22 protein-coding genes are annotated in these 24,081 nt (G+C 74.8%); 9 read left to right on the plus strand and 13 right to left on the minus strand.

All coding sequences use genetic code 11. The features are described 5' to 3' along the window. Positions 1-174 precede the first annotated feature (174 nt). Positions 175-750, plus strand: coding sequence for a TetR/AcrR family transcriptional regulator (locus P3H78_RS11325; protein WP_276108749.1), 576 nt, complete (start codon positions 175-177; stop codon positions 748-750). Positions 751-844: 94 nt separating this feature from the next. Next, a complete protein-coding gene (locus P3H78_RS11330; RefSeq protein WP_276108750.1) occupies positions 845-2,065 on the plus strand; it encodes an SGNH/GDSL hydrolase family protein in 1,221 nt (406 codons plus the stop codon). 272 nt (positions 2,066-2,337) lie between these two features. Here the strand turns inward: P3H78_RS11330 and P3H78_RS11335 are convergent, their stop codons facing one another. The 7 genes from P3H78_RS11335 to P3H78_RS11365 all read right to left on the minus strand — a co-directional run bounded on the left by P3H78_RS11335 (position 2,338) and on the right by P3H78_RS11365 (position 9,597). Beyond that, positions 2,338-3,915, minus strand: coding sequence for an amidase family protein (locus P3H78_RS11335; protein ID WP_276108751.1), 1,578 nt, complete (start codon positions 3,913-3,915; stop codon positions 2,338-2,340). After that, positions 3,912-5,126 (minus strand): MAB_1171c family putative transporter, encoded by a 1,215-nt coding sequence (locus P3H78_RS11340; protein WP_276108752.1) that lies wholly within the window; start codon positions 5,124-5,126, stop codon positions 3,912-3,914. The genes P3H78_RS11335 and P3H78_RS11340 overlap by 4 nt, the downstream gene beginning before the upstream one ends. Then, positions 5,123-5,713 carry a hypothetical protein gene (locus tag P3H78_RS11345; protein WP_276108753.1) on the minus strand — a complete coding sequence of 197 codons (591 nt, stop codon included), beginning with the start codon at positions 5,711-5,713 and terminating at the stop codon, positions 5,123-5,125. The genes P3H78_RS11340 and P3H78_RS11345 overlap by 4 nt, the downstream gene beginning before the upstream one ends. After that, positions 5,710-6,219 carry a hypothetical protein gene (locus tag P3H78_RS11350; RefSeq protein WP_276108754.1) on the minus strand — a complete coding sequence of 170 codons (510 nt, stop codon included), beginning with the start codon at positions 6,217-6,219 and terminating at the stop codon, positions 5,710-5,712. Before P3H78_RS11350 ends, P3H78_RS11345 begins: the two co-directional genes overlap by 4 nt. Before the next feature lie 163 nt (positions 6,220-6,382). After that, positions 6,383-7,171, minus strand: a complete 789-nt coding sequence (locus tag P3H78_RS11355; RefSeq protein ID WP_276108755.1) for a polysaccharide deacetylase family protein — start codon at positions 7,169-7,171, stop codon at positions 6,383-6,385. A 156-nt stretch (positions 7,172-7,327) separates the two neighbouring features. Beyond that, positions 7,328-8,551 carry a MerR family transcriptional regulator gene (locus tag P3H78_RS11360; protein WP_276108756.1) on the minus strand — a complete coding sequence of 408 codons (1,224 nt, stop codon included), beginning with the start codon at positions 8,549-8,551 and terminating at the stop codon, positions 7,328-7,330. Between the two features lie 410 nt (positions 8,552-8,961). Further along, positions 8,962-9,597: an RNA polymerase sigma factor gene (locus P3H78_RS11365; protein ID WP_276108757.1), complete on the minus strand. Its 636-nt coding sequence runs from the start codon at positions 9,595-9,597 to the stop codon at positions 8,962-8,964. Positions 9,598-10,020: 423 nt separating this feature from the next. On the opposite strand from P3H78_RS11365, the gene P3H78_RS11370 reads away from it, so the two are divergent. The 5 genes from P3H78_RS11370 to P3H78_RS11390 all read left to right on the plus strand — a co-directional run bounded on the left by P3H78_RS11370 (position 10,021) and on the right by P3H78_RS11390 (position 17,370). Then, positions 10,021-13,395 carry a pyruvate carboxylase gene (locus tag P3H78_RS11370; protein ID WP_276108758.1) on the plus strand — a complete coding sequence of 1,125 codons (3,375 nt, stop codon included), beginning with the start codon at positions 10,021-10,023 and terminating at the stop codon, positions 13,393-13,395. A 200-nt stretch (positions 13,396-13,595) separates the two neighbouring features. Next, positions 13,596-14,033 carry a Fur family transcriptional regulator gene (locus tag P3H78_RS11375; RefSeq protein WP_276108759.1) on the plus strand — a complete coding sequence of 146 codons (438 nt, stop codon included), beginning with the start codon at positions 13,596-13,598 and terminating at the stop codon, positions 14,031-14,033. A gap of 35 nt (positions 14,034-14,068) precedes the next feature. Next, complete coding sequence (gene katG / locus P3H78_RS11380; RefSeq protein ID WP_276108760.1) at positions 14,069-16,291, plus strand: catalase/peroxidase HPI; 2,223 nt, start codon at positions 14,069-14,071, stop codon at positions 16,289-16,291. A gap of 160 nt (positions 16,292-16,451) precedes the next feature. Then, on the plus strand, positions 16,452-16,973 hold the full coding sequence (locus P3H78_RS11385) for a GNAT family N-acetyltransferase (RefSeq protein WP_276108761.1): 522 nt from the start codon (positions 16,452-16,454) through the stop codon (positions 16,971-16,973). Positions 16,974-17,145: 172 nt separating this feature from the next. Continuing rightward, positions 17,146-17,370: a hypothetical protein gene (locus P3H78_RS11390; protein WP_276108762.1), complete on the plus strand. Its 225-nt coding sequence runs from the start codon at positions 17,146-17,148 to the stop codon at positions 17,368-17,370. Between the two features lie 44 nt (positions 17,371-17,414). Here the strand turns inward: P3H78_RS11390 and P3H78_RS11395 are convergent, their stop codons facing one another. Continuing rightward, complete coding sequence (locus P3H78_RS11395) at positions 17,415-18,356, minus strand: LysR family transcriptional regulator (RefSeq protein ID WP_276108763.1); 942 nt, start codon at positions 18,354-18,356, stop codon at positions 17,415-17,417. Between the two features lie 177 nt (positions 18,357-18,533). Here P3H78_RS11395 and snpA point away from each other — a divergent pair, with 177 nt between their 5' ends. Continuing rightward, on the plus strand, positions 18,534-19,184 hold the full coding sequence (gene snpA / locus P3H78_RS11400) for a snapalysin (protein WP_276108764.1): 651 nt from the start codon (positions 18,534-18,536) through the stop codon (positions 19,182-19,184). 646 nt (positions 19,185-19,830) lie between these two features. On the opposite strand, the gene P3H78_RS11405 is transcribed toward snpA, so the two are convergent. Continuing rightward, a complete protein-coding gene (locus P3H78_RS11405; RefSeq protein WP_276108765.1) occupies positions 19,831-20,322 on the minus strand; it encodes a peptidylprolyl isomerase in 492 nt (163 codons plus the stop codon). Between the two features lie 105 nt (positions 20,323-20,427). Next, entirely contained in the window at positions 20,428-21,849 is a 1,422-nt protein-coding gene (locus P3H78_RS11410) for an amino acid permease (protein ID WP_276108766.1), read from the minus strand. A gap of 274 nt (positions 21,850-22,123) precedes the next feature. Here P3H78_RS11410 and P3H78_RS11415 point away from each other — a divergent pair, with 274 nt between their 5' ends. Next, positions 22,124-22,354, plus strand: a complete 231-nt coding sequence (locus P3H78_RS11415) for a hypothetical protein (protein WP_276108767.1) — start codon at positions 22,124-22,126, stop codon at positions 22,352-22,354. Between the two features lie 80 nt (positions 22,355-22,434). On the opposite strand, the gene P3H78_RS11420 is transcribed toward P3H78_RS11415, so the two are convergent. The 3 genes from P3H78_RS11420 to P3H78_RS11430 are packed head-to-tail and all read right to left on the minus strand — an operon-like array spanning position 22,435 to position 23,986. Continuing rightward, on the minus strand, positions 22,435-22,761 hold the full coding sequence (locus P3H78_RS11420) for an Asp23/Gls24 family envelope stress response protein (RefSeq protein WP_276108768.1): 327 nt from the start codon (positions 22,759-22,761) through the stop codon (positions 22,435-22,437). Further along, complete coding sequence (locus P3H78_RS11425) at positions 22,758-23,390, minus strand: Asp23/Gls24 family envelope stress response protein (RefSeq protein WP_276108769.1); 633 nt, start codon at positions 23,388-23,390, stop codon at positions 22,758-22,760. The genes P3H78_RS11420 and P3H78_RS11425 overlap by 4 nt, the downstream gene beginning before the upstream one ends. Then, positions 23,387-23,986 carry an RNA polymerase sigma factor gene (locus tag P3H78_RS11430; RefSeq protein ID WP_438827947.1) on the minus strand — a complete coding sequence of 200 codons (600 nt, stop codon included), beginning with the start codon at positions 23,984-23,986 and terminating at the stop codon, positions 23,387-23,389. The genes P3H78_RS11425 and P3H78_RS11430 overlap by 4 nt, the downstream gene beginning before the upstream one ends. Positions 23,987-24,081 lie beyond the last annotated feature (95 nt).

Raw genomic sequence — 24,081 nt, forward strand, 5'->3', positions numbered from 1 at the left:
CCACCCCTCGCGGTGACCACCGTCACGGCGCCCCCTTCCGGGCCGCCTTTGTGACCAGCGCCACTCCGGGATCCGGGTGCGTCGGGGTGTCCTCTTCCGGAGTTCCGGCTCGGGCGTTTGCCTAAACCTATTAGGTGAATGCATAATTCCAGTAGTTTGAGGGAAGGGAAGGCCATGGCGCGCGCAGGACTGACCGTGGAACGCCTGGCCCGGGCGGGCGCGGAGCTGGCCGACGAGGTCGGTTTCGACCAGGTGACCGTCACCGCCCTGGCCAGACGCTTCGACGTCAAGGTCGCGAGCCTGTACTCGCACGTGAAGAACTCCCAGGACCTCCGGACCCGGATCGCCCTGCTCGCCCTGCGGGAACTGGCCGACCGGGCCGCGGACGCCCTGGCCGGCCGGGCGGGCAAGGACGCCCTCGCCGCGCTCGGCGGCGTCTACCGCGACTACGCCCGCGAGCACCCCGGACGCTACGAGGCCGCCCAGCTCCGCCTCGACCCGGAGACCGCGGCCGCGAGCGCCGGCGTCCGCCACGCGCAGATGACCCGGGCCATACTCCGCGGCTACGACCTGACCGAACCGGACCAGACCCATGCCGTGCGGCTGCTCGGCAGCGTCTTCCACGGCTACGTCAGCCTGGAGATGGGCGGCGGCTTCAGCCACAGCGCACCCGACACCCAGGAGACCTGGACGCGCATCCTCGACGCCCTCGACGCCCTCCTGCGCAACTGGCCCGCACCCGCACCCTGACCGGCGTGCCCGGGCACCCGGCCGCCCCGGCGCACGGACACGGCGGCACGCGGACACCCGGCCGCCCCCGTACCCGTACCGACTGGTGGAGAGCATGCAGAGCGACCGGACCGACTGGATCACCGTCCCCCTCACCGGCGACCTCCTGCGCGGTGCCCTCGACCTGGAGCGCACCGAGCGGGGACTCCTGCCGCACCGCCTGCCCGCCCGGGCCCGCGCCCAGTGCGCCGACGGGCAGCTGGCGCTCGCGGAGTCCCAGCCCTCCGGCGTGCGCCTCGCCCTGCGCACCCGGGCCACCGCCCTCGAACTGGACGTGCTGGCCACCAAGCGGGTCTACGCCGGCGCCCCGCCGCGCCCGGACGGCGTCTACGACCTCCTCGTCGACGGACACCTCGCCGGGCGGGCCGGGGTGCGCACCGGCACCACTCTGACGATCGACCTGGCGACCGGCGCCATGCGGCGGGAGGCCGGGCCCGCCGCCACCGTCCGCTTCGACGGCCTGCCCGACACCCCCAAGGACGTCGAGATCTGGCTGCCGCACGACGAGACCACCGAGCTCCTCGCGCTGCGCGCCGACGCCCCCGTCGCACCCCTGCCGGACCGGGGCCGCAAGGTCTGGCTGCACCACGGCAGTTCGATCAGCCACGGCTCCGACGCGGGGAGCCCGACCGCCACCTGGCCCGCCCGCGCGGCCGCGCTCGCCGGTGTCGAGCTGATCAACCTGGGCCTGGCCGGCAGCGCACTGCTCGACCCCTTCGTGGCACGCACCCTGCGCGACACCCCGGCCGAGCTGATCAGCGTCAAGATCGGCATCAACCTGGTCAACACCGACCTGATGCGGCTGCGGGCCTTCACCCCGGCGGTGCACGGATTCCTCGACACCGTCCGCGACGGCCACCCCGACACTCCGCTGCTCGTCGTCTCGCCGCTGCTGTGCCCCCTCCACGAGGACACCCCCGGCCCGAGCGTCCCCGACCCGGAGAGTCTGGGCACCGGGCGGCTGAGGTTCCGCGCCCTGGGCGATCCGGCCGAACGGGCCGCCGGGAAGCTGACGTTGAACGTCATACGCGACGAGCTGGCCCGGATCGTGGAGCAGCGGGCGCCGCAGGACCCGTACCTGCACCACCTCGACGGGCGCGCGCTGTACGGCCCGGCCGACCACGCCGAGCTGCCGCTGCCGGACGGGTTGCACCCGGACGCCGCCGCCCACGAACGCATCGGCGAGCGCTTCGCCCGCCTCGCCTTCGGCCCGCGGGGACCCTTCCGGGACGCCGGCGCCCCGTGCGCGCGGACATCCGGTTCCCGGGGGCGGTGACACGCCCGGCCGGCGGGTGCGGTTAGGCTGTGTGCAGGCCCGGATGCCGCATCCCCCGTCGGCATCCGGGCCGTTGGCGTTTCTCCGCGCCGCCGGGCGTGGGCCGTCCCCGCCGTCTCCCACGGGATTCCCGGGCACGGCTTCCCACGCGCACCGGCGCCCGTGACGGAGCGCGGAGGGGCCCCAGGTGCAAGCTGGGGCCCCTCCGTGGTGCGGGCGTGTCCTGCCCCACCCCCGTGGGGGCTGGCCACGCCCGGGTCCGGTGCCGGCGGTCAGCCGGCCGGCACCGGAGGCAGGGGAGCGGCGGGCAGCAGCCGGGCGAGCATCTCCCCGACCGCGAGGACCGTCCGCTCCGCGAGGTACGGGCCGATGACCTGCACCGACAACGGCAGGCCCTCGTCGGTCCGCCCGGCGGGCAGCACCAGGGCGGGCAGCCCGACCGGACCGGCGAGGTTCACCCAGGCCGTCTGGTCGAAGTAGGGCCGCCTCTCGCCGTCCACGGTGATGTACCGCTGGGGGACCGGCACGGACGTCTGGTCCGGCACGGCCGCGGTCGGCGCGGCCGGGGTGACCAGCACGTCGTGGTCCTCGAAGTAGGCGGCCCACGCGGCCCGCAGACGCTGCCGCTCCTCGTCGGCCCGGGCCCAGTCGCGGTGCCGCATGGTGCGCGAGCGCAGGTACAGGGCGCCCGGGTCGTCTGCGGACACGCCGTCGGCGGCCTTCACCTCGGCGGCGAACGCCTCGTCGGTCGCGGACGCGGCGCTGGTCGCGTACATCAGCCGCTGGAACAGGGTGTCACTGGCCGCGAAGTCGACCGGCCGGGTGGTGCCGTCGACGGTGGCACCGGCCTTCGTCGCGACCGCCACCACCTGGCCGAGCAGGTCGCGCGTCGCCGCGTCCACCCGGCACCGGGGGTCGTCGGCCCAGACGCCGATGCGGTAGGCGCCGAGCTCCGTGCGGTCCGGGGCGGGCAGCGACACCGTCCAGGCGGCGCCGTCGGCGGGGGCCGGGGCGGCGATCACGTCGAGCAGCAGGCCGAGATCGCCGGCCGAGCGCGCGATCGGACCGAGCGCGAGCATGTCGGAGCTGGTGAGCCAGCCGGGCGGACGCGGGATGTGCCCGCGGGTCGGCACGACCGGCGAGGCGCCGCGCGAGGTCCGCAGGGCCCAGACACCGCAGTAGGCGGCGGGCAGCCGCAGAGAGCCCCCGAGGTCGGAGCCGACCTCCAGCGCGGTCAGGCCGGCCGCGACGGCGGCGGCCGGGCCGCCCGACGAACCGCCGGCGGTGCGATCCCCGGCGTACGGGTTGAGGGTCCTGCCGAAGACCGGGTTGCCGGTCTGGATGTCCTGGCACAGGACCGGCACGTTCGTCTTGCCGATCAGCACGGCCCCGGCCGCACGCAGCAGCGCCACCACGTCGGCGTCGGTGTCCGGGACGTGGTCGGCGAGGTCGGGCGAACCGCACGTGGTCCGCAGGCCCTTCGTCTCCAGCGCGTCCTTGACCGTCATGGGCAGTCCGTGCAGCGGCCCGAGCGTCCGGCCGGTGCGGGCCAGGTGCCGGTCCGCGCGGTCGGCGGCGGCGCGGGCGCCCCTGGCGTCCAGGGTGACGACCGCGTTGAGGCCGGGGTTGGTGCGCGCGATGTGCCGGAGGTACTGCTCCAGCAGCTCACGGCTGCCGATCCGGCCGCTGCGGAGGGCGGCGAGCTGGTCACGGGCAGGGGCCAGGTGAAGGGGCATGTGCGCGGGTTTCTGCGTGGGGGGACGGGGGCGGGTGCGGGCGGCCGCGGGTCCGGCCGTCGTCGCCGCGGCGACGGCGGTGCACGACGCGAGGAGCGCGCGGCGAGGGATCACGGCCGGGCTCCCGAGGGGGCGCCGGCCGGCTGCGGCCCGCCGGGTGCGGGCGGCGCGAAGTACCCGGCGACCCGCTGGAGGTGACGCACCTCGTCGTCGGTGCCGTCGAGCGGCAGACCCGCGTCCGCGTACTCGGCCGGGGTGTCGGCGGGGGCGTCGGCGCGGTGCCGCACCAGGGCGTCGCGGATCTGGTCGGCGGTGACGGCGGCCGCGAGGTCGGCGCCGGTCAGGCCCTCGGCCCGGCGGCGGCCCTCGGCCTGCGCCCGTGCGTCCGGTGCCAGATAGCGGCGCAGCAGCTTCTGCCCCTGGCGGATCTCCACCCGGCGGCGCAGCAGCGGGAAGTGGGCGCTGCGGCCGCGCAGGATCTGCTCGCGCTGCCGCGGCGGGCGGCGCAGGGTGATCCCGGGGTCGGCCCGGTCGAGGGCGGCCCACAGCGGGCGCAGCCGCCGGTACTGGAGATGGGCCGTCGCCCAGGCCCCGGCGCTGCGCGTCCGGCGGGTGAGGACGGGCAGGAAGTAGCCGATCTGGGTGAGGGTGGCGCCGATGTCGCCGCAGGCCCAGGCGAGGTTGTTCAGGCCGTCGACGCTGAAGCCGGCCTCGGCTCCCACCACGGCGCCGATGCGGACCCCGCTGTAGACGAGCGTGACGGCGGCGCCCACGGTGATCAGCCGCAGGCCCCAGGCGATCGAGGGCGTGCTCGCCGTGCGGGCGTACCGCCAGCAGGCCCGGGCGAGGTAGATCTCGGCCGCGCTGTAGGTGCCGAAGTACAGCAGCACGTAGGCCTGGAAGTACGGGTCGTGCGCGTAGTACAGCGAGAAGTCGACCGGCCGGGTCGTCGCCGGGGTGAGCAGCACGAAGAGCACGGACATGGCGGCGATGACGGCGGCCGCCGTCGCCAGCAGCACGCTGCTGCGGCGGCGGGCCCGTCCGGCGGGCTTCGACCAGTGCGCCAGCACGCTCGCCTGGAGCGCCAGCACCAGGATGACGCAGCTCTGGGCGAGCGGCACGGAGATGTTCGTGACGCCGAAGACCCCGTCGATGCGCACCCACACCCACGTCAGGGACACCGCGTAGCTGATCGCGGAGAAGCCGAAGGTGAAGGCCAGGGCGACGAGTGCGGGGTCGCGCCGGCTCCGGGTCAGGTCGCGCAGCAGGAAGACGAACCCGGTCCCCGCGATGGCGAGGCAGAGGGGGTGGAGTATGTCTTTCACGGTGCCTTTGTGGGGGGTCGGCGCAGCAGCGTGCGGGCTATGGGGTCGGTGTCGGCCGGGTGGACGGGGCGCGCGGCGTGCACGCGTTCCTGAAGGAGCGAGCCGAGCATCTCGGCCTCGAACTCCTCCGGGTCGTGGTAGCGGGTCCGGCCGAGGATGAGCTGGACGGTGCCGGGGTCGATGTCGGTGATCAGGCCGCCGAGGTCGCCGAACGACGACTTCGCGGCGTTCCCGCTGTGCTGACGGAGCATGTGGGCGAACTCGTGCCCCACGATGATCTCCGCGTGCGAGCGGCTCACCCCGGCGTCGTAGAAGACGTAGTCGGTGCTTCCCGTGGCCAGCCACAGCCCGCACGGGGCGGAGGCGTCCAGGGAGTCCGGGTCGCACGGGTCCGGCTCGAAGGGCACGAGCTGGATCGCCCGCTGCCGCCGCTCCTCCATGAACGGCACCAGCTCCAGGACGCTGCCGACCGCGGGCAGGTCGAGGGAGTCGAGGAACTCCCGGCTGCGGCGCTCGACCTCGTCCGCCGCACGGTCGCGGCGGCCGGACCGGCCCGCTCGCCGCACGGCGTTCCGCAGGCCTCTCACGGCAGTTCCTCCTCCGGGTCGGGGGGCAGTCCTTCCTCCTGGCGCACCGCGTCGAGGGCGGCCAGCACCTTGCGCTGGCCCGCCGCGGAGACGCCCATGGAACGCAGGAAGATCTGCTCGATGCCGTTCTCCCGGATCTTGCGCAGGAGTTCGAACTGGGTGGCCACCTTCTGCGTGACCTCGTCCTCCACGAAGTAGGCGGCCTCCACGCCGAAGAAGCGGGCGAGCAGTGGCACCAGGGTGATCGTGGGCTTGCCCTCGCCCCGGCGCAGCTTGCCGATCCACGCCCCGGTGACGCTCTCGTCGCCGTAGGCGGAGATGGTGCGGGCCACGTGCTGGTTGCTGAACTCCTTGGCCCCCGCCGGGCGGACGCGGTCGAAGAGGAACTCGAGGCGTTCGGCGAACGAGGCGCCCGGTCCCGGGACCGGCACGAGCGCATCCTTCGCCGCGCCCGGCCCGGAATTGCCGTCCGTCACGTCCACCACTTGCTCGGCCCCCTCCCACATGCCTGAAACTATAGTTGATGCTGTGGTGGACGGAACAGGGGCGCGCGTACACGGGGTTCGGCACCGGGGCCGGGGCAACGCGCCGAGCCGCCCGCGGGCCGGCGACGGAACGCGGACGGCCCCCCTCGCGGACGAGGGGGGCCGGCGGTGCGGCGGGGCGCGGTCAGCGCACGGGGAAGCCGAAGGAGAAGCCCTGCTGCCGCAGCCACGGCAGGACCTCACGCAGCGCGGCCACGGTCTGGGAGCGGTCCCCGCCCGCGTCGTGGAAGAGCAGCGTCGGCCCGTTGGACACCTCGCGCCGCACGGTCGCGACGATGGCCGCGGTGCCGGGGCGCTCGAAGTCCTTGGAGTCGACGTTCCAGCCCAGTGGCCGCATCCCGTGGGACGCGGCGAGGGAGCGGCTGTACGGCGTGAACGCCCCGCCCGGCGCACGGTAGTACATCGGCCGCACGCCCCCGGACGCCTTCGTGATCATGCCCTCGGCGTCCACGATCTCCTGTCGCTGGTAGGCATCGGACTTCCTGTCCATACCGGTGTCGTGGGACACCGTGTGGTCGCACAGCCGGTGGCCGGCCGCCACGACCGCCCGCACCAGGTTCGGGTAGGCCCGCGCCTGCGTGCCGACCATGCAGAACGTCGCCTTCACGCCCTGCTCCCGCAGCACGTCCAGCACCCGCGGCGTCCAGACCGGGTCGGGCCCGTCGTCGATGGTGATGTTGACCCCCCGGGACCCGCGGTCCGAGGCGTGCGCGATGTCCACCGACACCGTGCGGGCCGCCGCACCGGGGACGCCGTGCGCGCCCGCCGCGGGGGCGGAGACCGCCGGCTGCCGCTGTCCCGCCGCGGGATCGGCCTGTGCCGTCCACAGCGAGGTGGCGGCCGCCGCCGCCGTCACCCCGAGCGCCGCCGCGAACACCCGCCCGTGCCACCCTCGCCTGCCCCGCCCCGCCATGTCCGCCCCGTTCCGTGCTGCCGTGGTCCATCCCGTGCACACGTGAGGACGGTGAAAGGGGGAGGCGGGATCCCTCCGTTACGGATCTCGGACAATTCCGAGGGAAGACGGCGACGGACCGCGCGGCCCACGCCCCTGACGGGCCGTCGGCCGGGCTCAGCCGAGGCGCGGTCCGGCCGGAGCGGAGCCGTCGGCGCACAGCGCCGTCAGCGCCTCGCGCAGGTCGCGGGGGTGCCCGAGCCCGGCGGCCCGCACCCCCCGGTCCCAGCCGGGGCCGAGCAGCAGGACGCGGCTCTGCCGGCGGGCGCCCCGGACACCCCACCGGATGGCGGCGACATGAGACGCCAGGGCCAGGCTCGCCGTGGAGCGCGACTGCGACCACAGGGCCACCGCGGCGGGCCCGACCCGTTCCACCGTGGCGACCAGTGCCTCGGCGGGCACGGCGCCGCCCAGCATCAGCACGGGCACCCCCCGCTCCGCCAGCGCGGCGCACAGCGCCTCGATCGGCAGCGTGTGGTACTCGCCCGGCAGGCCCGCGAGCACCACCGGACCGGCGTCAGCGGGATGCCCCTCCAGGGCCGAGCGGACGTACACCTGTCGCAGGGTGGCCGAGACGTGCCAGGACAGCAGGTGCTCCACCTCGACATAACGGTCGTCGGAGGACTGCCACTTGCGGCCCACCGCCCGCAGCGCCGGAGCGAGCACCTCCTCCCAGGCCGCCACCAGCCCGTACGCGCGGACCGCCGCCATCACCTGCTCCTGCACCGCCGCCCCGTCCAGCCGTACCGCCGCACGGGCCAGCCCGCGGCACTCCTGGCGTACGTCGCCCGGCGGCGTCCCGCCCCCCGGCCGGCCGGTGCCGTCCGCCGGGACCGCACCGGCGGGCCGGCCCGCTCGGGGCGGGTCCGAAGGCGCCGCGTCCCGGGCGGCCACTCCCTCGGCTCCCGCCGACGTCCCTTCTGCTCCAGCCGGCGTTCTCCCGCCTCCCGGCGGTGTTCCTTCCGCTCCCGCCACCGTCGCGGCCGCGACGGCCACCGTCCCGCTCGTGCCGGTCGCGGCTCGTGCCGTCCCGTCCACCGGTCCCGCCGTCCCGGCCGGCACCTCCGGTACCGCCGGCCCTGCGTCCCCGGCCGTGCGGGCCTCGGCGAACTCCCGCGCCGCGCGCGCCGCCTCCGCGGGCGGCACGCCCGACGCGGTGAGCCGGCACATCTCCTGCATCATGGCGACGTCGTCGGGGGTCCAGCGGCGGTGGCGGCCGTCCGCCCGGGCGGCGGGACCCAGGCCGTAGCGGCGGTCCCACGAGCGGAGCGTCGTGGGGGACACGCCGAGCCGTCTCGCGAGGAGACCGGTCGTGACGCCCACGCCGGGTGCTGCGGCCATGGCCCTTCCCCTCGGGGTGCTGCGGCGTGCGGCCGGACGGGAATGCGACATCAACGGGTTCCGGCCGCGGGCCGCCCCCGGATGCAGCGGCACGCGAGCGGGTGCCTCGGAGCGGGTGCCTCGGAGGCGAGAGTGAGCCGGGGTGCCCTGGCCCGGCGGAGCAAAGCGGGAGGCGCGGCCCGGGGGTCTGCGGGCCCGTTCGTCCCCGTGCGCACCCGCGTGCCTACCCGTCGGATCCGGCCGGGACTCCGTGTCACGGTCGAGGGCCCCTGCTGCGGGACCCTCGCCGTACGCCGGGCCGTTTCCGGGCCGTGACGGCCCGGCGGCCCTCGTACGGCCGCCGGGCGGGCGGTCGGTCCGGCCCGTGCGTGAAGTTGCACCGATTGCGCATCGTTGCACCGGCCCGCGCGTCACGCCCGCTGCGGTACGGGTCCGTCCAAGCCGTCCGCGCGCAGGCAGCGGGCCAGCCGGTGCAGCCCGCGCCGCGCATGGCTCTTGACCGTGCCGAGGGGCAGGCCGGTGACCTGGGCGATCTGCTGCTGGGTGAGGTCGTCGTAGAAGGCCAGGCCGAGCACGCGGCGCTGTGCGGCGGGCAGCCGCGCCAGCTCCCGGCCGACCAGGACGCGGTCGAGGACGCCGTCGGGCTGCGCGGCGCGGTCGGGCGTCCGCAGCGCGGCCATCGAGCCCGCGGCCACCGCCAGCTCGGTGCGCCGCGTCCGTGCCGCGAGGGCGTCGGCGATCTTCCGCCGGGTGATGCCGACCAGCCAGGCGGACAGCGCGCCCCGGTCGGGGTGGAAGCCCGCCCGTCCGCGCCACGCGGCCAGGAAGACCGTCTGGGTGACGTCCTCGGCCTCGCTGGCGTCGCCCAGGGACCGGCGGGCGAGGGTGTACACCAGCGAGCCCCAGCGTGCGTAGACGTCGGTCAGGCAGGCGTCCTCGCCGGCGGCGAACCGCGCCGCGAGGGCCTCGTCGGCGCCCGGCTCCCCGGCGGCGGACCACCGGGGATCCCGGGTCGGGGGCGTGACGGCGGTCTGCTGTGCGGCCATGGCGACTGCTCCTCCTGCCGGGCGGCGGGCGTCCCGTCGCGGGTCCGGAGCCGGACACCGGCCACGGCGCCCGCGGGCGCCGGCCGGCCGGTCACGTCGGGCGACTCCGGCCCCTCCACGGTGCGCGCGCCGGGTGCATCGCTTCAAGCTGCATCGACTCTGCATCGACTCGCGTCGTCCCGGGGACGCAGCCGGGGCGGGGCCCGGCCCGTGGGCCCGCGCGGGACCCGTGGCACGGGGGACGGCGGAGGGTCCGACCTGCGGCCCCGCGTGCGACCTGGGATGGGTAGCCCGCCCGGAGCTGGGTAAGCGGCCGGGCGACAGGGCCGCGACACCGGGCCGGAGTGGCCCGGTTCACATGGCATGACCGGGACGACGCCGACACCATGGTCCTCGTCAAACGGCACGCCGAAGGGATCCAGGATGTTCCGCAAGGTGCTCGTCGCCAACCGCGGCGAGATTGCGATTCGCGCGTTCCGCGCAGGCTATGAACTGGGGGCACGGACGGTCGCCGTCTTCCCCCACGAGGACCGCAACTCGCTGCACCGGCTCAAGGCCGACGAGGCCTACGAGATCGGCGAACCGGGACACCCGGTGCGGGCGTACCTCTCCGTCGAGGAGGTCGTCGACGCGGCCCGCCGGGCGGGCGCCGACGCCGTCTACCCGGGCTACGGCTTCCTCTCGGAGAACCCGGAACTGGCACGGGCCTGCGCGGACGCCGGCATCACGTTCGTCGGGCCGGACGCCGACACCCTCGAACTGACCGGCAACAAGGCCCGCGCGGTCGCCGCCGCGCGCGCCGCGGGCGTCCCCGTGCTCGGCTCCTCGGCGCCCTCCACGGACGTCGACGAACTGGTCCGCGCCGCCGACGACGTGGGCTTCCCCGTCTTCGTGAAGGCGGTCGCGGGCGGCGGCGGCCGCGGCATGCGCCGGGTGGAGGACCCCGTCGCCCTGCGGGAGGCCATCGAGGCCGCCTCCCGCGAGGCCGCGTCCGCGTTCGGCGACCCCACCGTCTTCCTGGAGAAGGCCGTCGTCGACCCGCGCCACATCGAGGTGCAGATCCTCGCCGACGGGCAGGGCGGCGTCATCCACCTCTTCGAGCGCGACTGCTCCCTCCAGCGCCGCCACCAGAAGGTCATCGAGATGGCGCCCGCGCCGAATCTCGACCCGGAGCTGCGCGACCGGATCTGCGCCGACGCGGTCCGCTTCGCCCGGGAGATCGGCTACCGCAACGCGGGCACCGTCGAGTTCCTCCTCGACCGCGACGGCCGGCACGTCTTCATCGAGATGAACCCGCGCATCCAGGTCGAGCACACGGTGACGGAGGAGGTCACCGACGTCGACCTGGTCCAGGCCCAGATGCGCATCGCGGCGGGGGAGACGCTGGAGGACCTGGGCCTCGCGCAGGAGACCGTGACCCTGCGCGGGGCGGCCCTGCAGTGCCGGATCACCACCGAGGACCCCGCCAACGGCTTCCGGCCCGACACGGGCCGGATCAGCGCCTACCGCTCGCCCGGCGGCTCCGGCATCCGGCTGGACGGCGGCACCACCCACGCCGGCACCGAGATCAGCGCGCACTTCGACTCCATGCTCGTGAAGCTCACCTGCCGGGGCCGCGACTTCACGGCCGCGATGGGGCGGGCCCGGCGTGCCGTGGCCGAGTTCCGCATCCGCGGCGTGGCCACGAACATCCCGTTCCTCCAGGCCGTCCTCGACGACCCGGACTTCCAGGCCGGGCGGGTCACGACCTCGTTCATCGAGGAGCGACCGCACCTGCTCACCGCGCGCTCCTCCGCCGACCGCGGCACCAAGCTGCTGACCTACCTCGCCGACGTCACCGTCAACAAGCCGCACGGCGAGCGGCCCGAGCTGGTCGACCCCGTCACCAAGCTGCCCGCGCTGCCCGACGGGGAGCCGCCCGCCGGCTCGCGGCAGCGGCTGGCCGAGCTGGGCCCGGAGGGCTTCGCCCGGTGGCTGCGCAGCTCGCCCACCATCGGCGTCACCGACACCACCTTCCGCGACGCCCACCAGTCGCTGCTCGCCACCCGGGTGCGCACCAAGGACCTCCTGGCCGTCGCCCCGGTCGTCGCCCGGACCCTGCCCGAGCTGCTCTCCCTGGAGTGCTGGGGCGGCGCCACCTACGACGTCGCCCTGCGCTTCCTCGCCGAGGACCCCTGGGAGCGCCTGGCCGCCCTGCGCGAGGCCGCCCCGAACATCTGCCTCCAGATGCTGCTGCGCGGCCGCAACACGGTGGGCTACACCCCGTACCCGACCGAGGTCACCGACGCCTTCGTCCGGGAGGCCGCCGCCACCGGCATCGACATCTTCCGGATCTTCGACGCGCTCAACGACGTCGGCCAGATGCGGCCCGCCATCGACGCCGTCCGGGAGACCGGCACCGCCGTCGCCGAGGTCGCGCTGTGCTACACCGGCGACCTGTCCGACCCCGCGGAGCGGCTCTACACCCTGGACTACTACCTCCGCCTCGCCGAGCAGATCGTGGACGCGGGCGCCCACGTGCTGGCCATCAAGGACATGGCGGGACTGCTGCGGGCCCCGGCCGCGGCGACCCTCGTGTCGGCGCTGCGCCGCGAGTTCGACCTCCCGGTCCACCTGCACACCCACGACACCGCCGGCGGCCAGCTCGCCACCTACCTGGCCGCGATCCAGGCCGGCGCGGACGCGGTGGACGGCGCGGTCGCCTCGATGGCGGGCACCACCTCGCAGCCGTCGCTGTCGGCGATCGTCGCCGCCACCGACCACTCCGAGCGGCCGACCGGCCTGGACCTGCGGGCCGTCGGCGACCTGGAGCCGTACTGGGAGGGCGTGCGCCGCATCTACGCCCCCTTCGAGGCGGGCCTCGCCTCGCCGACCGGGCGCGTCTACCACCACGAGATCCCCGGCGGCCAGCTGTCCAACCTGCGCACGCAGGCGGTCGCGCTGGGCCTCGGCGACCGCTTCGAGGACATCGAGGCGATGTACGCGGCCGCGGACCGCATCCTCGGCCACCTGGTGAAGGTCACCCCCTCGTCCAAGGTGGTCGGCGACCTGGCCCTGCACCTCGTGGGCGCCGGGGTGGCACCGGAGGACTTCGAGGCGACACCGGAGCGCTTCGACATCCCCGACTCCGTCATCGGCTTCCTGCGCGGCGAGCTGGGCACCCCGCCCGGCGGCTGGCCGGAGCCCTTCCGCACCAAGGCGCTCCAGGGCCGCGCCGACGCCAAGCCGGTGCAGGAGCTCGGCGCCGAGGACCGCACCGGCCTGGAGAAGTCCCCCCGCGCCACACTGAACCGGCTGCTGTTCCCCGGTCCGACGCGCGAGTTCGAGGCGCACCGCCAGAGCTACGGCGACACCAGCGTCCTCGACAGCAAGGACTTCTTCTACGGACTGAGCCCGGCCACCGAGTACGGCGTCGACCTCGAGCCGGGCGTGCGGCTGCTCATCGAGCTCCAGGCCGTGGGCGAGGCGGACGAGCGCGGCATGCGCACCGTGATGTCCACGCTCAACGGCCAGCTCCGGCCGATCCAGGTGCGCGACACCGCCGCCGCCTCGGACGTCCCCGTGACGGAGAAGGCGGACCGGGGCAATCCCGGTCATGTGGCGGCGCCGTTCGCGGGCGTGGTGACCCTCTCCGTCGCCGAGGGCGACCAGGTGGACGCGGGCGCCACCGTGGCCACCATCGAGGCGATGAAGATGGAGGCCGCCATCACCGTGCCCAAGGCCGGCCGGATCAGCCGGCTCGCGATCAACCGCGTGCAGCAGGTGGAGGGCGGCGACCTGCTCGTCGAGGTCTCCTGAGGGGCCTCCCGCCCCGCTCGCGGCAGCGGCCCGGCCCCGTCCGGCCCGCCCCGGCCCCGCACGGCCCCGGCCCCGGTCCCTCGCGGACCGGGGCCGTCCGCGTCCCGTCACCCGCCCCCGCCGGACGCCGTCACCCCGACTCACACTGGGAACATTCGTTTTCTTGTGTCATTCGTGTTTAGGGGGGTAGGTTCGGGGCCATGACCGCTTCACACACTCCTACCACCGCGGAGGAGCTGCGCGGTGCCGGCCTGCGGGTCACGGCCGCACGTGTCGCGCTGCTCGAAACGGTCCGGGCCGGTGATCACCTCGGTGTCGAGGCGATCGCCACCGGAGTGCGCGACCGTGTCGGCCACGTCTCCCTGCAGGCCGTGTACGAGGCCCTCCACGCCCTGACCGCGGCCGGACTCGTACGCCGCCTGGAACCGGCCGGAAGCCCCGCCCGGTTCGAGGGGCGCGTCGGGGACAACCACCACCACCTCGTGTGCCGCTCGTGCGGCGTCGTCGCCGACGTCGACTGCGCGGTCGGCGAGGCTCCCTGCCTCAGCGCGTCCGACGACCGAGGATTCGCCGTGGACGAGGCCGAGGTCATCTACTGGGGCCTGTGCGCCCCATGCTCCACCGCCCCCAGTTCCTGAGCACTTGTGATCCGCCCAGTTCGGAAGGATTCCCAATGTCTGAGAACCACGAAGCCATCGTCACCGACCCGAAGGCCGAGGAGGCAGGCGGCTGCCCGGTCGCACACGGGCGCGCCCCCCACCCGACGCAGGGCGGCGGCAACCGCCAGTGGTGGCCCGACCGGCTCAATGTGAAGATCCTCGCCAAGAACCCCGCCGTGGCGAACCCGCTCGGCGAGGACTTCGACTACGCCGAGGCCTTCAAGAGCCTCGACCTGCCGGCCGTCAAGCGGGACATCGCCGAGACCCTGACCACCTCGCAGGACTGGTGGCCCGCCGACTTCGGCCACTACGGCCCGTTCATCATCCGCATGGCCTGGCACAGCGCGGGCACCTACCGCATCAGCGACGGCCGCGGCGGCGCCGGCGCCGGCCAGCAGCGCTTCGCCCCCCTGAACAGCTGGCCCGACAACGCCAACCTGGACAAGGCGCGCCGCCTGCTGTGGCCCGTGAAGAAGAAGTACGGCCAGAGCCTGTCCTGGGCCGACCTGCTGGTGCTCGCCGGCAATGTCGCCCTGGAGTCCATGGGATTCGAGACCTTCGGCTTCGGCGGCGGCCGCGAGGACGTCTGGGAGCCGGAGGAGGACGTCTACTGGGGCCCGGAGACCACCTGGCTCGGCGACGAGCGCTACACCGGCGACCGCGAGCTGGAGAACCCGCTCGGCGCGGTTCAGATGGGCCTCATCTACGTCAACCCGGAGGGCCCGAACGGCAACCCGGACCCGCTCGCCGCGGCCCGGGACATCCGTGAGACGTTCCGTCGGATGGCGATGAACGACGAGGAGACGGTCGCCCTGATCGCCGGCGGCCACACCTTCGGCAAGACCCACGGCGCCGGCCCCGCCGACAGCGTGGGCGCCGACCCCGAGGCCGCCTCCATGGAGGAGCAGGGCCTGGGCTGGCGGAGCAGCTACGGCACCGGCAAGGGCGCCGACGCGATCACCTCCGGCCTGGAGGTCACCTGGACCACCACGCCCACCCGGTGGAGCAACAACTTCTTCGACAACCTCTTCGGCTACGAGTGGGAGCTGACCCAGAGCCCCGCCGGCGCCCACCAGTGGAAGCCGAAGGACGGCGCGGGCGAGGGCACCGTCCCGCACGCCCACGACTCCTCGAAGAAGATCGCCCCGTCGATGCTCACGACGGACCTGTCGCTGCGCTTCGACCCGGTCTACGAGCCCATCGCGCGCCGCTTCCACGAGAACCCGGACCAGTTCGCGGACGCCTTCGCCCGCGCCTGGTACAAGCTCACCCACCGTGACATGGGCCCGAAGTCGCTCTTCCTCGGCCCGGAGGTCCCGGAGGAGACCCTGCTGTGGCAGGACCCGCTGCCGCAGGCGGAGGGCGAGCCCCTCGGCGCCGAGGACGTCGCCGCGCTCAAGGCGAAGCTCCTCGACTCCGGCCTGACCGTGCCGCAGCTGGTGTCCACCGCGTGGGCGTCGGCGTCGACCTTCCGCGGCAGCGACAAGCGCGGCGGCGCCAACGGCGCCCGGATCCGTCTGGAGCCGCAGCGCAGCTGGGAGGCCAACGACCCCGACCAGCTCGCGACGGTGCTGCGCACCCTGGAGGGCATCAAGCGGGAGTTCGACTCCGGCGCGAAGCAGGTGTCCCTGGCCGACCTGATCGTGCTCGGCGGCTGCGCCGCCGTCGAGAAGGCCGCCAAGGACGCCGGACACGACATCGAGGTGCCCTTCACCCCGGGCCGTGTCGACGCGACGGAGGAGCAGACCGACGCGGAGTCCTTCGCCGCGCTGGAGCCGAACGCCGACGGGTTCCGCAACTACCTCGGCAAGGCCACCCGCCTCCCGGCCGAGTACCTGCTGCTGGACCGGGCGAACCTGCTCACCCTGAGCGCCCCCGAGATGACCGTCCTCGTCGGTGGCCTGCGCGCCCTCGGCGCCACCCACCAGCAGTCCTCGCAGGGCGTCCTCACCGGGAACCCGGGCCGGCTGACCAACGACTTCTTCGTCAACCTGCTCGACCTGGGCACGACGTGGAAGGCGACCTCCGAGGACGAGACCGCCTTCGAGGGCCGCGACGCCGCCACCGGCGACGTCAGGTGGACCGGCAGCCGGGCCGACCTCGTCTTCGGTTCCAACTCCGAACTGCGCGCCCTGGCCGAGGTGTACGCGGCTGACGACGCGCGGCAGAAGTTCGTGCGCGACTTCGTCGCCGCCTGGGACAAGGTGATGAACCTGGACCGGTTCGACCTCGCCTGACCCGGACCGCCGGGCCGCCCCCCGGGGACGGCCCGGCCGTCCGGCACACCGGCCTTCCCGCCGGTGCCGCAGACTCCGCCCCCCGGCATCGCCGCGTCACGCGGCGGTGCCGGGGGGCGCGGCGCGTCCCGCCCGGTCCGGGCCCGGCCCGGGACCGAGCGTGTTGACCCGGACACCCTGGACCGCCGAACCGCGGGCCGTCTTCTGGGGCATGAACGGGCTGACGCCCGAGGAGGTGCGCGAGGTCTACGCCCACCTGGACACGCTCTCCTCCCACCACGCGTACCTGGTCGTGAAGGACGGACGGCCGGCGGCGCTGCTCCAGACGTACGAGCCGGACGCGGACCGCGTGGGCGACGTCTACGACGTCCGCCCCGGCGACATCGGCATGCACCTGCTCCTCGCGCCCGCCGGGACCGGCGGCGCGCGTCCCGGATGGACCGCGGCCCTGTGCGGCGTGATGCTCGCCTTCGTGCTGGCGGGGCCGGACCGGGCCCGTGTCGTCGTCGACCCGGACGTGCGCAACGAGAAGGCGATCGCCCGGTTCCGGCGGCAGGGATTCGTCACCGGCCCGTCCGTGGTCCTGCCCGCGCTGGACCTGCCCGACGTCAGCGTGCCGGAGAAGCGGGCGCGGCTGGCCTTCCTCACCCGGGAGGCGTTCGAAGCGGCCCGGCCGTCCTGACCCGCGGCGCCACGGCCGTGGGACGGCGCATCACAGGACCGTGTCCGCCGTGTCCGAGGGAATGCCCGAGCAAACGGACGGATGTCGTGGCGCACGGGGGGCAGATGACGATGCATCCGCTCGCCGTGCCACGGCGGCGGAAACATCCGTACGACGACAGGAAGGCGAAGTGATGCGGTTCGACGACACGAAACGTGCCCCCGTGCCCCCGCTGCCCCGGCGGCGCAAGGGGCGCGCACTGCACGCCGTACGGCGCGACGTGTGCGAACTGTCCGGACTCGGCGGGAGGGACCTGTTCGCCGTGCCGCGGGACGAACTCCGCCCGCCCCGCCGCCGCGCCCGGGTCAGGGACCTGCGGCCGCTGACCCCCGTCCGGAGCGGACGCCTGCGCAGCTGACGCCCCCCGGGTGCGGCCGCGCCCCGCCGGCGGCCCCGGCTGTCTCACCCGGCCCGGGTGAGGGAGCCGCGCCCGAGGTGCTGCTGAAGCCACTGGTGGTACACCACCGACTCCCGGGCCGTCTCCCAGTAGGCGTCCTCCAGTGCCGGGTAGACGTCGTCGAGGTCGGTGTCCGAGCGCGCCGCGACCAGCAGCCGGACGCCCAGCGGATCACCGTGCAGCCGCCGCACCGCCGTCTCGGGACGAGACAGGGAGGTCGGCTGGCACACCGTCACCACCTGCCCGGTCGCCACCAGGGAGGCCGCGGTGTGGTAGTCCCCGTGCAGCACCGGCGGATTGAGGCCCGCGGCCCGCAGCATCCGGTGCACTCCGTCCCATTCGCCGTCCACCGCGGGATCGACCATCCAGCGGTCGTCCGCCAGATCGTTCAGATCCACCACCGTCTTGCCCGCCGCGGGATGGTCGGCCGGCAGGGACACGAACTGCGGCTCCCGGTGCATCAGGACGCGGACCCGCAGCACCTCCGGAATACGCAGCGGATGGCCCTCCACCTCGTGCACGAAGGCCACGTCGAGATGGCCGTGCGCCACCATCCGCAGCAGCGCGTTGGGCGAGACGTCCATGTGCAGACTGGGCTCGTGCTGTGCGTGGCGCAGCCGGCGCAACCAGCCCGCCAGGGCGCGGCTCGCGGTGGACCCGATCCGCGGCTGCGGCCCTGCCACGGCCGCCGCCCGCGCCTCTGCGACCAGCGCACTCATGTCCGCCACCAGCGGCCGGGCCCGGCTCAGCACCAGCCGCCCGAGCGGCGTCGGGCGGCACCCGGTCCGCGCGCGCAGGAACAGAGCACCGCCCACCTCCTCCTCGATCCGGCGCAACTGCGTGCTCAACGAAGGCTGTGCGAGGCCCAGTTGCCGCGCCGCCCGGTGCAGGCTTCCGGTGTCCGCGATGGCGCACAGCGCGCGGAGGTGTCTGACCTCGATCTCCATGCCGTCGGAGATTAAGTCCGACCGGGGGATTTTGCCAGGCGCACAAATCCGTTACGAAAAAGTCGAGTTGAGTGCGGGATAGCTTCGTTCTATCGACTGTTGACATCATCACAACCCCCGCGCGGCGCCTCACACTCGCGGTGACGACTGACTCACCCCCCACCCGAGGAGTCATCGATGCGCCTGCGCATGCCCCTGCTCGCCGCGGCCACGGCCGCACTCGGCCTCGTCACGGCGGGCCTGACCGCCGGCGCCCACCCGGCCGCCGCCGCGCCCGTGCACCACGGCTACACCGGATCCTCCGCCGAGGCCGGAGCCGACCGGGCCTTCTTCGACGCGGTCGTCCGGTCGGTGGCGGCCAAGCGCGCCGCGCACCCCGACGCCGCCTCCGTCACCATCACCTACGACGCCTCCGGCGCTCCCACCTTCAGCGGCGAGATATCCCGCAGCGCGTCGATCTGGAACGGCGCGGTGTCCAACGTCAAGCTCCAGGCCGGCTCCTCCGGTGCGGACTTCAGCTACCGCGAGGGCAACGACTCGCGCGGCTCCTACGCCTCCACCGACGGCCACGGAAAGGGCTACGTCTTCCTCGACTACGCGCAGAACAAGGAGTACGACTCCACGCGCGTGACCGCCCACGAGACGGGCCACGTCCTCGGCCTCCCCGACCACTACGAGGGCCCCTGCAGCGAGCTGATGTCCGGCGGCGGCCCCGGCCCGTCCTGCACCAACTCCAGCCCCGACGCCGACGAGCGTGCCCGCGTGGACCAGTTGTGGGCCAACGGCCTCAAGGCGGCTCTGGACAGGGCGCTCAGCGCGTCCCGGTAGGTGCGCCGCCCCACTCGGCGCGCACGGCGCGGGCCGTCCCCTGCACGGGGGCGGCCCGCGCCGTCGTCGCGGTCCGAACGCCCGGCCCTCCGGCGGCGACGCCGTCCTGCACCTGGCGCCGACCGCGCGGCGGCGGCCTCGCCCGGCCAGGCCGTCGCGCGGGCCCGGGACACCGCTGCATGCAGCCGCTCCGGCCGGCACCCGATGGCCGCCACCCGGTGGAAGCCGCCGCAGGGCCACCGGTACCTGCTCGCGGCCGGCAGTCGCGCCGTCGCCGACATCACCACGACGGGCGCCGTCGCGACGACCGCACACGGCCGCACCCTGGCCGTCCCCCCGCCCGCGACCGGGGCCGTACGGGTCACGGCACGCCTCCTCACCGGCGCCCGGATCGCCCGGGCCGGAGCGGGTCCGGCCGACCCGGACGCGACGCCGGGCGGATCGCGGCACCCGGTCCCGGCGACGGCCGCCCGCGGGCCCGGGAACGGCCGCGGCCATGACCCCGTGGTCCGCCGGCCGGCCCCGCCAGGGGACCGGTGGACGCGGGGTCATGGCCGCGGTGCGGCGCACCGCAGGCCGGGGGAGCCGGCCTGCGGCGGCGCCGGGGTGTCCGGTGCCGTTCCGTGCGAGGACGGGCGGGGTCGGGTCAGACCGTGCCGCTCTCGGCGATGGTGACCTTCGCCTTGGGGGCGCCGCTCTGGCTGCCGAGGCCCTCGATCCGGTCGACCAGCTCCTTGCCCTCGACGACCTCGCCGAAGACCACGTGCTTGCCGTCCAGCCAGTTCGTGACGACCGTGGTGATGAAGAACTGCGAGCCGTTGGTGTTGCGGCCCGCGTTCGCCATGCTCAGCAGGTACGGGCGGTCGTGCTTGAGGGTGAAGTTCTCGTCCGCGAACTTCTCGCCGTAGACGCTGCGGCCACCGGTGCCGTCGCCCCGGGTGAAGTCGCCGCCCTGCAGCATGAACTGCGGGATGACCCGGTGGAAGGACGAACCGGCGTAACCGAAACCGTGCTGGCCGGTGGCCAGCTCACGGAAGTTCGTGGCGGTCTTGGGCACGACGTCGTCGAAAAGCTGGAACACGATCCGGCCGGCCGGCTGGTCGTCGATCGTGATGTCGAAGTACACGTTGTTGCTCATGGTGATCAATCTACCGTCCCACCCCGGGTCGGCGCCCGCAGGGTGCCCGGTTCATGGCGCTACCTCCCGGTCCGCCCCCCGCCCCGGAGAGCGGACCGGGGGAGGTCAGGCTTCGGTCCGCTGCCGCCGGGCCGCCAGCACCGCGTACACGACCACGCCCGCGAACAGGAACAGCACGCCCTGGTAGACGGCCGCGTACCCGGCGCCCGCGACCAGCCACAGCGAGAACGCCGCAGCGACCGCCGCGACGGCCCCGTCGCGCACCAGCCGCGCCCGGTCGACCAGCTCACCGCGCCCCGCGACGAGGTGGTGGATCTGCGCCGCGGCCGCCAGCAGGTACGGCACGGTGGCGGTGAACGTCGTCACGAGCACCAGGACCTCGAAGACCTTGCCGGAGCCCGAGGTGTAGTTGTACACGGTGAGCAGCGAGGCCAGCACGACGGTGACGCCGACGCCCACGGTCGGCACGCCCCGCCGCCGCCGGGCGAACGCCCGCGGGAAGAGACCGTCCTGCGCCGCCGCGTACGGGGTCTGGGCGCTCAGCAGCGTCCAGCCGTTCAGGCAGCCGGTCATCGACACCAGCGCGGCGAGCGCCACCGCCCAGCCGCCCCACGATCCGCCGAACATGGCGTCGACGGCGTCCGAGAACGGCGCGGTCGACCTCACCAGCCTCTCGTGCGGGACGGTGCCGAACACCGAGAGGGTGCCCAGCAGGTAGACCAGCGCCGCGCCGGCGGTGCCGATGACGGTGGCGCGCCCCACGGTGCGCCGCGGGTTCTTCACCTCGCCCGCGCTGACCGCGGCGGACTCCACGCCCAGGTACGAGAAGAGCAGGATCGCGGCGGACGCCGACACGGCGCCGATCGCGCTGCCGCCGCCCGGGTGGAAGGGGCCGACGTTGTGCGGGTCGAAGAAGAACAGGCCGCCGACGGCCACCAGCAGCAGCGGCACGAACTTCAGCACGGTGGAGACCAGCTGCACCGCGCCCACGTAGCGGGTGCCCGCGAAGTTCGCCAGTGCGGGCAGCCACTGCAGGACCAGTGCGGCCAGGCACGCGGTCCAGCGGTGGCCGCTCACCGGGATCAGCACGTCCAGGTAACCCACGGCGGCGACGGCCAGAGCCGCGTTGGACACCCAGGTGGTGATCCAGTACGCCCAGGCGGCGAGGAAGCCGGCGAAGTCGCCGAAGGCCTCACGGGCGTACACGTACGGGCCTCCGGTGCGCGGGTTGCGTTCGGCGAGCCGGCCGAAGACCAGGGCGAGGGCGATGGCCCCGACGGTCAGGACGCCGAAGGCGACCAGGCTGACCGAGCCGAAGGGGGCCACGGAGGCCGGGAGCAGGAAGATGCCGCCGCCGATGATGTTGCCCATGACCAGGGCGGTCGCCACGGGAAGCCCGAAGCGGCGGGTGTGCCGGCCGGCGTCGCCGTCGCCGGCGGGGGCCTCGGCGGGGGAGGGGGCCGCGAGGCTCTCGAGGCCCTCCTGCGGGGCCGGAGCCGACGGCTCGACGGTTCCGGTGACGTGCATGGGGTGGTGCGCCTCTCGTCGAACTGGCGCCCGGGACGGCCGGGCCGGCCCCATGGTCCGGCACGCTTCGCCGCCCCTCCAAATCACCCGTATTTGTCCGGTGGTGCCCCGCGCGGAACCGTAAAAGGTGCGCTCGCACGTCCTCCGAGCAGGGGATTCTTCTCCCGCGGCCCCTGGGTGGCCGGCCGGGTTCCGTCCGGGGTGCGTCACACGACACGCCGGCCGGTGTCCCATCACCGGATGCAGCAGCCGACAGCGATCAGGAGGACGACCAGTGGCCGGTCCGGGGCACGACGGCGACGGGGAGCGGGGCGGGCGCGCCCGGTGGGTGACCGCGGCGGGTGCCGTGGGCGCGGGGGTGGGTGCGTTCGTCGCCGGGATGGCACTGCCGGGCACGGGCCCGTGGACCGTGCTGAGCGGCTCGGGCGTGATGGGCGGCGCCGCGGTCGCGCTGGTGGTCCTGCCCGCCACGAGCGGGGTGCACCACCGGGGGCGCGACGACTGAGCCGCGGATCCCGGCGGCAGGTCCCGTTCCCGTGCGACGGGACCTGCCGCCGGAGCGTGTCCGCCGTCGGTGCCCGGCGGTCAGACCGTGCCCGTCACCGTCACCCGGATCTGCGCCTCCCCGGCCGGGCCGTGGGAGGCGAGGCATGCCCGGGCCGCGGAACCGGCGGCGCGGGCGACGTCCGCGGCGCGCGCCCCGGACAGCGTGACGATGCGGACCTCGACGCGCCATGCACCGCCGGGACCGCCGCGGCTCACGCGCAGCCCCGCCGACGACGCCCCGCCCGCACCGGTCCCGCCGTGCCCGGACCGCAGCAGGTGCGTCATGCCGGGCTGCAGGAACGCGACGCCCGGCACCTCCCGCACCGCGTTCGCCAGCGCCTGGGTGAGGCCGTCCTGCCCGGTCATCGCGGGCCCCCTTCCGTCCGGCCGTCGGGCGCGCCGTCCGGCTCCTCGACCAGGTCCGTGATGCGGATGTCGACGTCGGTCACGTCCAGGCCCAGGAGCCGGTCCGCGGCCCCGAGCACCCGCCGGCGCACCTCGCCGGCGAGCACGTGCAGGTCGGGCGTGGAGAGCGGGGCGTGCACCTCGATGCGTACGGCAACCGGCCCCCTCGCGCCGCCGGCCGGACCGGGGGCGAACCGGCACGACCCGGCGCGCACGCCCGGCACCCGCTCGGCGGCGGCGCGCAGCGTGCGGGCCGCCGCCGCCTCCATGACCCAGAGGTCCTCGTCGTGGTCGCCGAGCGGCAGCGGGCGCCCGGGACGCAGTTCCATGCGGACGACGTCCATGACGCGCCGGGTCAGCGGGGCGGCGTCGTACCCGGCCGTGTCGTCGCGCAGCGCCCGCACCGTCGTCTCCAGCCGGTCCAGGTCCGCGACGGCTTCCCGGCAGTGCGGGCAGTCCGCGGTGTGCGCGTCGGTGGCGCCGTCCTCCCAGTCCGCCCACACCCGGGAGAGCATCCGGCCGCAGGGCAGCCGCTCGTCGTCCGGGTCGTGCGGGGGTGGGGGGCCGGGGGGGTGGGTGCGGGTGGTCATCGCCAGGCTCCCAGTGCGTTCGTCAGATGGCGGCGGGCGCGGAACACGCGGGCGCGGACGGCCTGCTGGGTGATGCCGAGGGTGTCCGCGATGAACTCGTAGGGCTGCCCGTCCACTTCTCTCAGGACCCAGCACGCGCGCTGCTCGGCGGACAGGCCCGTCAGCGCCTCGTGCAGGTCCCGCACGGCGGCGCGGGCCTCGGTGATCCGGTCGGGGGCGACGGTGTGCTCGGGCGCGGGCATGTCGTCGGCTGCCTCCCATGGTCCTTGGGGTTTCCGTGCGCGCAGGACGTTCAGGCACCGGTTGGTGACGATCCGGTACAGCCAGGTGCCGAAGCCGGCCTGCCCGCGGAACTCGGGCAGCTTGCGCCAGGCGCTGATGAAGGCGTCCTGCACGGCGTCCTCCGCCTCGGCCCGGTTGCCCAGCAGCCGGTGTGCGAGCCGGATCAGCCCGCCGGCGTGACGGCGCACCAGGACGGCGAACGCCTCCTCGTCCCCCTCGGCCGCCCGCGCGGTCAGCAGGGAGTCGTCCGGTCCGTCGAGCCGATCGTCCGGCGGGTCGTCGGGCGGTCTCGTCGGTGTGCGGTCCACCGCCACGGGGCGGCTCCTCTCGTCGTCCTGTCCGTTGGACACCACGACCGTGCCCCGTGTGACGCGGTCCGGAGCACGACCCGACGTGACACGGGCCACGA

The sequence above is a fragment of the Streptomyces tropicalis genome (genome assembly GCF_029269835.1).
GTDB lineage: Bacteria > Actinomycetota > Actinomycetes > Streptomycetales > Streptomycetaceae > Streptomyces > Streptomyces tropicalis.

What these genes read in the sequence shown, in the direction of transcription:
- P3H78_RS11325 (WP_276108749.1), top strand. Translation starts at nt 175, where the DNA reads ATGGCGCGCGCAGGACTGACCGTGGAACGCCTGGCCCGGGCGGGCGCG.
- P3H78_RS11330 (WP_276108750.1), top strand. Translation starts at nt 845, where the DNA reads ATGCAGAGCGACCGGACCGACTGGATCACCGTCCCCCTCACCGGCGAC.
- P3H78_RS11350 (WP_276108754.1), bottom strand. Translation starts at nt 6,219, where the DNA reads ATGTGGGAGGGGGCCGAGCAAGTGGTGGACGTGACGGACGGCAATTCC.
- P3H78_RS11355 (WP_276108755.1), bottom strand. Translation starts at nt 7,171, where the DNA reads ATGGCGGGGCGGGGCAGGCGAGGGTGGCACGGGCGGGTGTTCGCGGCG.
- P3H78_RS11360 (WP_276108756.1), bottom strand. Translation starts at nt 8,551, where the DNA reads ATGGCCGCAGCACCCGGCGTGGGCGTCACGACCGGTCTCCTCGCGAGA.
- P3H78_RS11365 (WP_276108757.1), bottom strand. Translation starts at nt 9,597, where the DNA reads ATGGCCGCACAGCAGACCGCCGTCACGCCCCCGACCCGGGATCCCCGG.
- P3H78_RS11370 (WP_276108758.1), top strand. Translation starts at nt 10,021, where the DNA reads ATGTTCCGCAAGGTGCTCGTCGCCAACCGCGGCGAGATTGCGATTCGC.
- P3H78_RS11375 (WP_276108759.1), top strand. Translation starts at nt 13,596, where the DNA reads ATGACCGCTTCACACACTCCTACCACCGCGGAGGAGCTGCGCGGTGCC.
- katG (WP_276108760.1), top strand. Translation starts at nt 14,069, where the DNA reads ATGTCTGAGAACCACGAAGCCATCGTCACCGACCCGAAGGCCGAGGAG.
- P3H78_RS11390 (WP_276108762.1), top strand. Translation starts at nt 17,146, where the DNA reads ATGCGGTTCGACGACACGAAACGTGCCCCCGTGCCCCCGCTGCCCCGG.
- P3H78_RS11395 (WP_276108763.1), bottom strand. Translation starts at nt 18,356, where the DNA reads ATGGAGATCGAGGTCAGACACCTCCGCGCGCTGTGCGCCATCGCGGAC.
- snpA (WP_276108764.1), top strand. Translation starts at nt 18,534, where the DNA reads ATGCGCCTGCGCATGCCCCTGCTCGCCGCGGCCACGGCCGCACTCGGC.
- P3H78_RS11405 (WP_276108765.1), bottom strand. Translation starts at nt 20,322, where the DNA reads ATGAGCAACAACGTGTACTTCGACATCACGATCGACGACCAGCCGGCC.
- P3H78_RS11410 (WP_276108766.1), bottom strand. Translation starts at nt 21,849, where the DNA reads ATGCACGTCACCGGAACCGTCGAGCCGTCGGCTCCGGCCCCGCAGGAG.
- P3H78_RS11420 (WP_276108768.1), bottom strand. Translation starts at nt 22,761, where the DNA reads ATGACCGGGCAGGACGGCCTCACCCAGGCGCTGGCGAACGCGGTGCGG.
- P3H78_RS11425 (WP_276108769.1), bottom strand. Translation starts at nt 23,390, where the DNA reads ATGACCACCCGCACCCACCCCCCCGGCCCCCCACCCCCGCACGACCCG.